At 70.1% G+C, this 10,348-nt stretch carries 10 protein-coding genes and 2 pseudogenes; 7 read left to right on the top strand and 5 right to left on the bottom strand.

Going from position 1 to position 10,348, the window contains the following annotated elements; genetic code table 11:
- Positions 1-280: 280 nt before the first annotated feature.
- Positions 281-1,054: a hypothetical protein gene (locus AC07A6_RS40595; RefSeq protein WP_362467540.1), complete on the bottom strand. Its 774-nt coding sequence runs from the start codon at positions 1,052-1,054 to the stop codon at positions 281-283.
- A gap of 135 nt (positions 1,055-1,189) precedes the next feature.
- Between AC07A6_RS40595 and AC07A6_RS40590 the strand changes: the two genes are divergently transcribed.
- The 4 genes from AC07A6_RS40590 to AC07A6_RS40575 all read left to right on the top strand — a co-directional run bounded on the left by AC07A6_RS40590 (position 1,190) and on the right by AC07A6_RS40575 (position 4,449).
- Positions 1,190-1,990: an ABC transporter ATP-binding protein gene (locus AC07A6_RS40590; protein ID WP_362467539.1), complete on the top strand. Its 801-nt coding sequence runs from the start codon at positions 1,190-1,192 to the stop codon at positions 1,988-1,990.
- A 104-nt stretch (positions 1,991-2,094) separates the two neighbouring features.
- Entirely contained in the window at positions 2,095-2,523 is a 429-nt protein-coding gene (locus AC07A6_RS40585) for an NfeD family protein (protein ID WP_007263342.1), read from the top strand.
- A gap of 84 nt (positions 2,524-2,607) precedes the next feature.
- Positions 2,608-3,582, top strand: a complete 975-nt coding sequence (locus AC07A6_RS40580) for an SPFH domain-containing protein (RefSeq protein ID WP_362467538.1) — start codon at positions 2,608-2,610, stop codon at positions 3,580-3,582.
- Positions 3,583-3,678: 96 nt separating this feature from the next.
- A complete protein-coding gene (locus tag AC07A6_RS40575; RefSeq protein ID WP_362467603.1) occupies positions 3,679-4,449 on the top strand; it encodes a sulfite exporter TauE/SafE family protein in 771 nt (256 codons plus the stop codon).
- A 48-nt stretch (positions 4,450-4,497) separates the two neighbouring features.
- Here the strand turns inward: AC07A6_RS40575 and AC07A6_RS40570 are convergent, their stop codons facing one another.
- The 3 genes from AC07A6_RS40570 to AC07A6_RS40560 form a co-directional block, all read right to left on the bottom strand.
- Positions 4,498-5,001 carry an HNH endonuclease gene (locus AC07A6_RS40570; RefSeq protein ID WP_362467537.1) on the bottom strand — a complete coding sequence of 168 codons (504 nt, stop codon included), beginning with the start codon at positions 4,999-5,001 and terminating at the stop codon, positions 4,498-4,500.
- Positions 5,002-5,150: 149 nt separating this feature from the next.
- The gene (locus AC07A6_RS40565; RefSeq protein ID WP_362467536.1) at positions 5,151-5,687 is read right to left on the bottom strand and encodes a YbhB/YbcL family Raf kinase inhibitor-like protein; all 537 of its coding nucleotides are present in this window, start codon (positions 5,685-5,687) and stop codon (positions 5,151-5,153) included.
- 40 nt (positions 5,688-5,727) lie between these two features.
- Positions 5,728-6,510, bottom strand: coding sequence for a sporulation protein (locus AC07A6_RS40560; protein WP_362467535.1), 783 nt, complete (start codon positions 6,508-6,510; stop codon positions 5,728-5,730).
- A 102-nt stretch (positions 6,511-6,612) separates the two neighbouring features.
- Between AC07A6_RS40560 and AC07A6_RS40555 the strand changes: the two are divergent.
- Both AC07A6_RS40555 and AC07A6_RS40550 read left to right on the top strand, forming a co-directional pair.
- A pseudogene (locus tag AC07A6_RS40555) lies at positions 6,613-6,870 on the top strand (DNA-3-methyladenine glycosylase); the annotation flags it as partial.
- A 14-nt stretch (positions 6,871-6,884) separates the two neighbouring features.
- Positions 6,885-7,496, top strand: coding sequence for a DNA-3-methyladenine glycosylase (locus AC07A6_RS40550; RefSeq protein ID WP_478780440.1), 612 nt, complete (start codon positions 6,885-6,887; stop codon positions 7,494-7,496).
- A gap of 578 nt (positions 7,497-8,074) precedes the next feature.
- Here AC07A6_RS40550 and AC07A6_RS40545 read toward each other — a convergent pair.
- Positions 8,075-9,523, bottom strand: coding sequence for a recombinase family protein (locus AC07A6_RS40545; protein ID WP_478780439.1), 1,449 nt, complete (start codon positions 9,521-9,523; stop codon positions 8,075-8,077).
- 67 nt (positions 9,524-9,590) lie between these two features.
- Here AC07A6_RS40545 and AC07A6_RS40540 point away from each other — a divergent pair.
- Positions 9,591-9,986 (top strand): annotated as a pseudogene (locus AC07A6_RS40540) (DNA-3-methyladenine glycosylase); the annotation flags it as partial.
- Between the last annotated feature and the right edge of the window lie 362 nt (positions 9,987-10,348).

The raw sequence follows: 10,348 nt of genomic DNA, 5'->3' as shown, positions 1-10,348 counted from the left end.
CCCCCCCCCCCCCCCCCCCCCCCCCCCCCCCCCCCCTCCCCCCCCCCCCCCCCCCTCCCCCCACGCCCGCCCCCCCGCGGCGTGTGTCCGGGGCCGGCGGATCGGGTGCGGGCGGGTGTGCCGGGTGGGCCGCCGCGCGGGCGAGGTCCCCTACCCGCCCTTCAACCGCTCTCGCCTCGAACGCCGGCGGGGCTACGGACAGCCCCGCCGGCGCGGGGCGGGGAGCAGCCCGCGCAGCGGTACCGCCCCGCGCGCGAGCCCCTCCACACCCGTCGGCCGGCTAAAGCGCCTCCACCGCCGAGTTGTACGCCGCCACCAGCGCCCGCCGGGCCACCCGCTCCACCGGCCGCAACGCCTCCGCCCGCGCCGCCATCTCCGAGGCCGCCACCGCGCCCCCGTGCCCGCGCTCGTACGCCAGCGACACCATCAGGTCCACCCGCTGCGCCAGCGCCAGCACCCGTACCGCCCGCGCCGGATACCCGGGCGCCAGCACGTCCCGCCCCGCCTCCGCCCGCGCCCGGTACGCCGACAGCGCCGCCTCCGCCACCGGCCCCGACGCCGCCACGTCCAGCCGGGTCAGCACCACCGTCGCCTCGCGCAGCGCCTCGGCCAGCTCCCGCTCCGCCTCGCCCAGCGACGGCACGTCCGCCGGCGGGGCCTCCCGTACCGGCAGGCAGTGCCACACCACCGAGACGTGCACGTCACCCGCCGGGCCCGCCTCCGTGACCTCCGGCACCAGCCCCAGCGCGGCCCCCGCGCACACCACCGCCTCCTCGGCCTCCAGAGCCCGCGCGTTGAACTCCGGCGGCCCGCTCAGCCCCAGCGGATGCCCCGCCACCGGCAGCGCCACCCGCAGCCCGGTCACCCCCAGCGCCCGCAGCCGCCCCAGAGCCAGCGTGAGCCCCACCGGCCCCGCCTCGCCCGGCAGCCCGGAGACCCGGTGCACGGAGTCCTCGCCCACGATCGACAGCGCCGCCTCGTCGGGCGAGACCAGACCGGCCAGCAGAGCGTTCCCCCAGGCGGCCAGCCGCCCTGAACGTGGTTCGAAAAGCATCCCCCCACTCTACGGATCCGCCCCCCGACCCGGCCTGGCGCCCGGAGCCCGCTCGGAGTGGCGTAGGTTTTCCCCTGGGGCCGCGCCTACAGGCGCGCACAGAGAACCGTGACTGCAAGGGGTGACAACACGCTCATGAGCGATGTTCTGGAGCTGGTGGACGTATCCGTGGTCCGCGAGGGCCGGGCTCTGGTGGACCAGGTCTCCTGGTCGGTCAAGGAGGGGGAGCGCTGGGTCATCCTCGGCCCCAACGGCGCCGGCAAGACCACGCTGCTGAACCTCGCCTCCAGCTACCTCTTCCCCACCAAGGGCACCGCCACGATCCTCGGCAGCACCCTCGGCAAGCCCGGCAGCGACGTCTTCGAGCTGCGCCCGCGCATCGGCGTCGCCGGCATCGCGCTCGCCGACAAGCTCCCGAAGCGGCAGACCGTCCTGCAGACCGTGCTCACCGCCGCCTACGGCATGACCGCGACCTTCCACGAGGAGTACGAGGACATCGACGAGCAGCGCGCCCGCGCGTTCCTCGACCGCCTCGGCATGTCGGACTACCTCGACCGCAAGTTCGGCACCCTCTCCGAGGGCGAGCGCAAGCGCACCCTGATCGCCCGCGCCCTCATGACCGACCCCGAGCTGCTCCTCCTCGACGAGCCCGCCGCCGGCCTCGACCTCGGCGGCCGCGAGGACCTCGTCCGCCGCCTCGGCCGCCTCGCCCGCGACCCCATGGCCCCGTCCATGGTCATGGTCACGCACCACGTCGAGGAGATCGCCCCCGGCTTCACGCACGTCCTGATGATCCGGCAGGGCAAGGTCGTCACCGCCGGTCCCATCGACCTGGAGCTGACCTCCCGCAACCTCTCCCTCTGCTTCGGCCTGCCGCTCATCGTCGAGCGCAACGAGCACGACCGCTGGAGCGCCCAGGGCCTGCCGCTGCGCTAGTCCTCGGCGCCAGTCCTCGCGCGCCAGTCCTCGCGCCGGACCCGGCGCCAGGCCCCGACGTTCGCGCCCTGTCCGGCCGCGCCCGCCCGACCTACCATGACCATGTGGACATCGACGCATGGGTGTGGTGGCTCATCGGCGCGGTCGGACTGGGCATCCCCCTCGTCCTGACCGCCCTGCCGGAGTTCGGCATGTTCGCCGTCGGCGCGGTCGCCGCGGCCGTCACCGCGGCCGTCGGCGGGGGAGTGGTAGCCCAGGTCCTGGTCTTCGTCATCGTGTCGGTCGCGCTGATCGCCGTCGTACGGCCGATCGCCAACCGCCACCGCGACCAGCGGCCCCAACACCGCAGCGGCATCGAGGCGTTGAAGGGCAGATCCGCCGTCGTCCTCGAACGGGTCGACGGCAGCGGCGGCCGCATCAAGCTGGCCGGCGAGATCTGGTCCGCCCGCACCCTCGACTCGGACACCAGTTTCGAACCCGGCCAGTCCGTCGACGTCGTCGACATCGACGGAGCGACCGCGGTCGTCATGTGACAAGCAGCCCACCCGCGGCCCCGGGGTCTGCGAGACTCCGATCAACGGGGCAGCACAGACAGCCGGAAGGGCACGGGGAACCACATGCAACCGATCATCATCGTCCTGATCATCCTGGTGGTACTGGTCTTCATCGCCCTGGTCAAGACGATCCAGGTGATCCCGCAGGCCAGCGCCGCCATCGTCGAGCGGTTCGGCCGCTACACCCGCACCCTCAACGCGGGCCTGAACATCGTCGTCCCGTTCATCGACTCCATCCGCAACCGGATCGACCTCCGCGAACAGGTCGTCCCCTTCCCGCCCCAGCCGGTCATCACCCAGGACAACCTGGTCGTCAACATCGACACCGTCATCTACTACCAGGTGACCGACGCCCGTGCCGCCACGTACGAAGTGGCCAGCTACATCCAGGCCATCGAGCAGCTCACCGTCACCACCCTGCGCAACATCATCGGCGGCATGGACCTGGAGCGGACCCTCACCTCCCGCGAGGAGATCAACGCCGCCCTGCGCGGGGTCCTCGACGAGGCCACCGGCAAGTGGGGCATCCGCGTCAACCGCGTCGAGCTGAAGGCCATCGAGCCGCCGACCTCCATCCAGGACTCGATGGAGAAGCAGATGCGCGCCGACCGCGACAAGCGCGCCGCGATCCTCCAGGCCGAGGGCGTCCGCCAGTCGGAGATCCTGCGCGCCGAGGGCGAGAAGCAGTCCTCCATCCTCCGCGCCGAGGGCGAGGCCAAGGCCGCCGCCCTCAAGGCCGAGGGCGAGGCCCAGGCCATCCGCACCGTCTTCGAGTCCATCCACGCCGGCGACGCCGACCAGAAGCTCCTCGCCTACCAGTACCTCCAGATGCTCCCGAAGATCGCCGAAGGCGACGCCAACAAGCTCTGGATCGTGCCCAGCGAGATCGGTGACGCACTCAAGGGCCTCTCGGGCGCCATGGGCAACTTCGGCCCCCTCGGCGGAGGTTCGACCGGCTTCAACCCGCAGAACCCCGGCAAGGGCGGCCCCGCCCAGGACGCCCCCGCCGAGCGGCGCGAACAGCCCCCCATCGACTGACGCGGCGTCCCCTTCGTGCATGATCAGTGAGGCCCCTCGACCTTCATGGCGGGGAGGCGACTCACTCACACAAAGGGGATGGCTCCGTCCATGTCCATGTCCATCTGGGAATCGCTCGCGGTCTTCGGCGCCGGAATCGGCGCCGGGACCATCAACACCATCGTCGGCTCAGGCACCCTGATCACCTTCCCGGTGCTCCTCGCCACCGGCCTGCCCCCGGTCACCGCCAACGTCTCCAACACCCTCGGCCTGGTGCCCGGTTCCATCAGCGGCGCCATCGGCTACCGCAAGGAACTCCAGGGCCAGCGCGCCCGCATCGTGCGCCTCGGCTCCGTCTCGCTCGTCGGCGGGCTCGCGGGCGCCATCCTGCTCCTGACCCTGCCGTCGGACTCCTTCGACACGATCGTGCCCGTCCTCATCGGCCTGGCCCTCGTCCTCGTCGTCCTCCAGCCCCGGCTCGCCGCGGCCCTGCGCCGCCGCCAGGAAGCAGCGGGACGCGACCCGGGCGGAGCGGACGGCGGCACGCCGCTCCTGGCCGGCATGCTGCTCTCCAGCGCCTACGGGGGCTACTTCGGCGCCGCCCAGGGCGTCCTCTACGTCGGCCTGATGGGCCTGCTGCTCCACGAGGACCTGCAACGGATCAACGCCGTCAAGAACGTGGTCGCCGCACTCGTCAACGGCATCGCGGCCGTCTTCTTCCTCTTCGTCGCCGACTTCGACTGGACGGCCGTCCTCCTCATCGCCGTCGGCTCCACCATCGGCGGCCAGATCGGCGCCAAGGTCGGCCGCCGGCTCCCCCCGACCGCCCTGCGCGCAGTCATCGTGACGGTCGGGATCGTGGCCATCGTCCAACTGCTGCTCCGCTGAACGGCGTAGAAGAAATACGCCGCCCAACGGGCCCGGGGTGACGCAGGACTACGCGGTGCGCCCCAGCCACTCCGGCAGCGCATCCTCCCCGCCCACCCCCATGGCGAGCAGCATCGCGTCCGCCGGAGAAGGCACGAAGGGCTTCCGCAGCAGCGGCATCCCCGCCTCCTCCGGCGTCCGCGCCGCCTTGCGGTGGTTGTCCTCGGCACAGGAGGCCACCGTGTTCAGCCACGTGTCACCACCCCCCTGGGCCCGCGGCAGCACGTGGTCCACGGTCGTCGCGCGCTTCCCGCAGTACGCGCACCGGTGCTGGTCCCTGACCAGCACCCCCCGCCGTGACCAGGGAGCATGTCTTCGGAAGGGCACCCGTACGTACCGGCACAGCCGGATCACCCGCGGCATCGGAAGCTCCATGGTGGCCGCACGCACACGCAGCTCGGGATGCGACTGTTCGACGACGGCCTTGTCCTGCAGAACCAGCACGACCGCCCGGTTCAGCGTCACCGTCGACAGCGGCTCGAAGCTCGCGTTCAGTACCAGCGTGTCCCGCATCTCGCCCACCTCCCGTGTGCAGGCCCGCGACCACCCTGGCGGCAAGGCCCGCAACCACTCTGGCCGCGCGCGCCACGCGGGACAACGCAATAAAAATGCCCGGTCCCGGCCTTCTTTAGACCAGGACCGGGCGAACACCGGGAGAACGATCAACGCGCGGCGGGCGACTCGTACTCACCGATCAGCTGGGCACGGCCGAGCGCGTGGAACCGGAGGTGGAAACCGACCACCGCGGGCGAGGAGTCCTCGTCCGGACCCAGCTCCTCCCGGTCCACCGCGTACACGGTGAACACGTACCGGTGCCGCTCCCCGCGCGGCGGAGCGGCCCCGCCGAAGTCACGCGTGCCGTAGTCGTTGCGCACGTGCACCGCACCCTCGGGCAGCCCCGCGAAGTCCCCGCTGCCCGCGCCGGCCGGCAGCGAGGTCACCGACGCCGGGATGTCGAACAGCACCCAGTGCCAGAACCCGCTGCCCGTCGGCGCGTCCGGGTCGAAGCAGGTCACCGCGAAGCTCTTCGTCCCCTCGGGGAAGCCCTCCCAGCTCAGCTCCGGCGAGAGGTTCTTGCCCGTCAGGACCTGGGCCGCGTGCAGATCGGCACCCGGCGAGACGTCCTCGCTGGTCACCGTGAAGGACGCCACCTCGGGGTGGAAGTCGTGCGGAAGGGGAGCCCTGTTCTGTTCGGCCACTGCTGTCCTCCTGGATCGGATGAGGGGTACCCGCCCGAGCCTAGAACCAGTTGCGCTGTGAACCGACCGAGGCGATCCACTGGTTCAGGTACGCCGCCCAGTCGGTCCCCTGGTACGACTGCAGACCCACCTGGAAGCAGCGGTAGGTGTCGCTGCCCTCGCTGAACAGCCCCGGCTTCTTGTCCATCTCCAGCACGACGTCCATCTCGTGGCCGTCCGAGACGAAGGTCAGCTCGACCTGGTTCAGCCCCCGGTACTGAGACGGCGGCAGGAACTCGATCTCCTGGTAGAACGGCAGCGTCTGCCGGGTCCCGCGGATGTGACCGCGCTCCATGTCCGCGCTGCGGAACGTGAAGCCCAGCTGCCGGAAGGCGTCCAGGATCGCCTGCTGCGCCGGCACCGGGTGCACGTTGATCGGGTCCAGGTCACCCGCGTCCACCGCGCGCGCGATCTCCAGCTCGGTGCTGACCCCGATGTTCATCCCGTGCAGGTGCTGGCCGCCGAAGTGGGTCACCGGCGTCTCCGCCGGGATCTCCAGCCCGAAGGGCACCACGTGCAGCGCACCGGCCTGCACCTTGAAGGCACCGCCGAGACGCTGCTTGGTGAAGACGATGTCCTGCTTGTACTCGCTGTCGCCGCCCTCCACCTCCACCCGCGCCTGGAGCCCCACGGACAGCCCCTCGATCTGCTGCTCGACGGACCCGCCCTGGATCCGCACCTCGCCCTGGACGATCCCTCCGGGCACCACGTTCGGCTCGGTGATGATCGTGTCCACCGACGCACCGCCGGCACCCAGGCTCGCGAACAGCTTCCTGAAGCCCATGCTCTCTCTCCCCTACACAGATATACGGGTCCACTGACCCCTTACCACTGCGGAACCATAGGGCCCGGTTGCAGCGGCACGCGTTCCACTACGCTCAACCGGATGAGCGCGCGCCCCGACCGTACGCCCCTGACCCGGTCCTTCTTCGACCGCCCGGTCCTCACCGTGGCCCCCGACCTGCTCGGCAGGATCCTGGTCCGCCGTACCCCGGACGGCCCCATGGAACTGCGCATCACGGAGGTGGAGGCGTACGAGGGCGAGGCCGACCCCGGCTCCCACGCCTACCGCGGCCGCACCGCCCGCAACGCGTCGATGTTCGGCCCGCCCGGACACGCGTACGTCTACTTCATCTACCGCATGTCAAGGCAGTCAGCATGAACGTCGATCTCCTCGCCCACCCTGCCGAAGAAGTCGCCCCCAAGCTGCTCGGGAGTGTACTCACCTGCAAGACCCCGGAGGGAACCGTGAGCATCACCATCACGGAGACCGAGGCGTACTCCGGCGCGGCGGACCCCGCTTCCCACGCTTACCGGGGCCGGACACCCCGTAACGCGGTCATGTTCGGACCCGCAGGACACCTGTACGTGTACCGGTCCCACGGTCTCCACTGGTGCGCCAACGTCGTCACCGGGACGGACGGCACCGCCTCGGCCGTCCTCATCCGGGCGGGCAAGGTTATCGAGGGGGAGGACCTGGCGCGGAAGCGGCGAGGGGACAGCGTCGAGAGCGCACGGCTCGCCCGAGGCCCGGGGAACTTCTGCCAGGCACTCGGCATCACGGCGGAACACAACGGCGCGGACCTTCTGACCGGTACCTCGGTCGTGCTGTCCGAGGGTGAGTCGGTACCTGCCGCGCTCATCCAGGCTGGTCCTCGGGTAGGCGTGAGCAAGGCCCATGACTGGCAACACCGGTTCTACCTAGCAGGTGATCCGACGGTCTCGGCGTACCGACTGAGCCCGCGAGCCAAACCGACCACAGGAGCCTGAGCCGCTGTGCGCCTTGCTGGCGGCCCGCCGGTGAGTCAGTGCAGAAGTCGGGTCGGGCGAAGTGTGATCGTCCGCGAGCGCGGCGCGTGACGCGTTCCTGGCCGGTCGAGTGACTGCCGAGGCCGTCGACTCGGGCCGGACGAATGGAGACCGGAGGGCCCTGTTCCTTGCTGGCTCCCGCCGTCGCCATCAGCGAAGCGCAACCCTGTGACCTGGTGGTATCCACTCGCTTCCGCTATCGGGGGATCGCCAGACGGACCCTGAAACCGTGGCGGGATCTCGGCTGCTAAGACACGGCGGTCAGTCATGACCCCCTCAGGGGGTCATACCCCCAGCCCTTCGCCGTTGCCTCACTCCTGCGCCGCTGGCCGTCGACCATGGCGCAGCGTGGCCAGTAACGGCCGTCTCGAGACCAAGGTTTGTGAGACGACAGGCGGAGTACCCCTGACGCGCAGAGGCTCCGAGGGATGTCCGAGCCCTTCTCGTCGGGTATGACGACGGGCCCTGCCCGACTCGCGCCAGACAGGGCCCGTGCTCACTTCGCGCGGACAGCCGGCTCGGCCCTCCGCGATCGGATCTCAGGGGTTCCGGAACGTGATCCGGCAGTGCTCGCCTCTGAAGGACCGGATCCCTCGACCGCGCGGCATCAGCTCGACTTGCTCGCAGACCTGCATGACGACGGTCCGCACGTAGTCGATGCGGTCAGGGTCCTCGTAGTCCAGCTCCTCCCACAGGTACTCGACGTCGCCCAGGTCGACGCGCACCCGATTCGATGCCAGGTCTGCCAGCTCTGTGCGGATCTTGGTCAGGTCGGCGTCACACCTGCTGATGCCCGTCCGCAGGGTCGAAGCGTCGATGTCCCCCACGGCGAACATCTCCGCCAGGGCGGTGCGCCTCTCGGAGGCGGCCGTCTCCTCGGCCAGCAGCTCGGCCTCTCGCTCCTCGTCCGCGGCATCCGTGGCCGGTGCCGCGTTCCACTCCTCGGCCTTGTCGATGACCTTCCTGACCACGAAGCAATCGAGCGGGTCCGCGGGGCAGGTGATGCACCGGCCACCCGAGCAGGTGTAGATGCGGTACCGCTCTCCTGCCGCGTTCTTCTTGCTCCACCCCTGAGTGACGATGGCCTGACACTTCGAGCAGCGGACCACGCCGGACAACAGGGCCTTGCGCTTGCCACCGCCGCCCGTGTTGCGCTCGGGGTCGCTCAGGTAGCGGACCAGCGCACGGAATATGCCCTCGGAGACGATCGCCTCCCAGTTGCCCGCGCCGGTCTCCTCGGTCCGCCGCACGCGCGTCCCGTCCGGCTTCTCGACCCACTGCGAGTACGTCTGGATTCCCGCGTTCCTCGGCTTCAAGAGGACCATCCGGAGGTTCGAGCTGCGCCACTCCTTGCCGTGCGGAGATAGCAGCCCACGCGTGTTCCAGTCCTTCGCGACGGACCAGAGGGTGACGCCGGCCAGGACATCCCGGTACGCCTGCCGCAGGGCTTCCGCCTCTACTTCCCGGTGCCGGCCATCCCGCTCGAAGCCGAACGGGCGAGTACTCCAGAAGGGCCTCCCCGACTCCCTGCGCCGCTGGTGCCCGAGTACCTGCCGCTCTACTCGCATCTCGGTCTCGTTGCGAGCCACCACAGCCCCGATGCGAGCAGCGAGACGGCCGGACGGGGTGGACAGGTCGAGCACTCCCTGCGCCTGTGCGGCGGCCAGCGTGACGCCGGTCGCCTCGGCCAAGTCCACCAGATCCTCAAGGTCCCAGGGGGTGCGGTACATACGGTCGTAGTGGCGGGACACGATGGCGTCCGCCTTGCCGTCCTCCACCAGAGCTTTGACGCGCTCCCACTCGGCGCTCCGCTTGGTTCCCCGCTTGGTCGAAGCCGACGTGTCCTTCTCGACGATCGTGGCTACGACCGACCAGCCCTTCCGGTCGCACAGCGCCTGACTCAGCTCGACCTGTTGTGTCAGGTTCCCACCCTTGGATTCCTCGCCCCTCGGGGTGGGGCTGAGCCTGGCGTAGATGATCGCTCGCACTGCCGTTTCCTGCTTGTCGCCGCTTTGCCGATGCTGCCGGACCAACGACGTACATGCCTAGTGAGTTACCTATGGCATGTGGTTCAGCCTCAACAACGACTGTGGCCCGCCGGGCCACGCGAGCGGAGTACTGCTGCGCGCGGGGGAGGTGACGGTGGGCGCCGACCTGGCCGCCAAACGTCGGCTTTCAGCCAGATACCCGCGTGAACTGGCCAAGGGGCCGGCCCGCCTGGCCACGGCCCTGGACGTCGACCGCTCGCTCGACGGCGCGGACCTTTGCGCGGGGCCCGACTCCCCCCTGTCCCTCCTGGCGGGCACGCCCACCCCGCCCGACCAGGTCGACAACGGTCCCCGCACGGGCGTCGGCGGCGCCGGCGCGGCCCACCCCTACCGCTACTGGATCACCGGCGACCCCACCGTGAGCCCCTATCGAGCCCACGCGCCGCGCCGCCGCCCAACTTGACTCGATCTTGGGGGACGCCTAACGTAGCCCGAGCCGCTTGAACGGGGAGCTGTCTTCAGCAACCCCCGGAGCGGCCAAACCACTACCTACGACTTACCCCTGGCGGGGTCGTATTCGGCATGCCCGAATTCCCTGCCGATCGGCTCGATTATGAGTCGGCAGGGAAAAGCGTTAACGTAGTGACCACGCCGAAGGGAAAAGCGCGAAAGCGCAGGACCTGAAAGCACCGAGGAAATCGGACGCGAAAGAGTCTGATAGAGTCGGAAACGCAAGAACGAAAGCCCGGAGGAAAGCCCGAGAGGGTGAGTACAAAGGAAGCGTCCGTTCCTTGAGAACTCAACAGCGTGCCAAAAATCAACGCC

It is taken from the genome of Streptomyces sp. NPDC044002, from assembly GCF_056434525.1.
Note: the sequence above shows the minus strand (reverse complement) of the source record. Positions and strands in the feature narration are given on the sequence as shown.

Bases quoted from the DNA above. Each gene is read 5' to 3' on its own strand.
- AC07A6_RS40595 (WP_362467540.1), bottom strand. From the start codon at position 1,054: ATGCTTTTCGAACCACGTTCAGGGCGGCTGGCCGCCTGGGGGAACGCT.
- AC07A6_RS40590 (WP_362467539.1), top strand. From the start codon at position 1,190: ATGAGCGATGTTCTGGAGCTGGTGGACGTATCCGTGGTCCGCGAGGGC.
- AC07A6_RS40580 (WP_362467538.1), top strand. From the start codon at position 2,608: ATGCAACCGATCATCATCGTCCTGATCATCCTGGTGGTACTGGTCTTC.
- AC07A6_RS40575 (WP_362467603.1), top strand. From the start codon at position 3,679: ATGTCCATCTGGGAATCGCTCGCGGTCTTCGGCGCCGGAATCGGCGCC.
- AC07A6_RS40570 (WP_362467537.1), bottom strand. From the start codon at position 5,001: ATGCGGGACACGCTGGTACTGAACGCGAGCTTCGAGCCGCTGTCGACG.
- AC07A6_RS40560 (WP_362467535.1), bottom strand. From the start codon at position 6,510: ATGGGCTTCAGGAAGCTGTTCGCGAGCCTGGGTGCCGGCGGTGCGTCG.
- AC07A6_RS40550 (WP_478780440.1), top strand. From the start codon at position 6,885: ATGAACGTCGATCTCCTCGCCCACCCTGCCGAAGAAGTCGCCCCCAAG.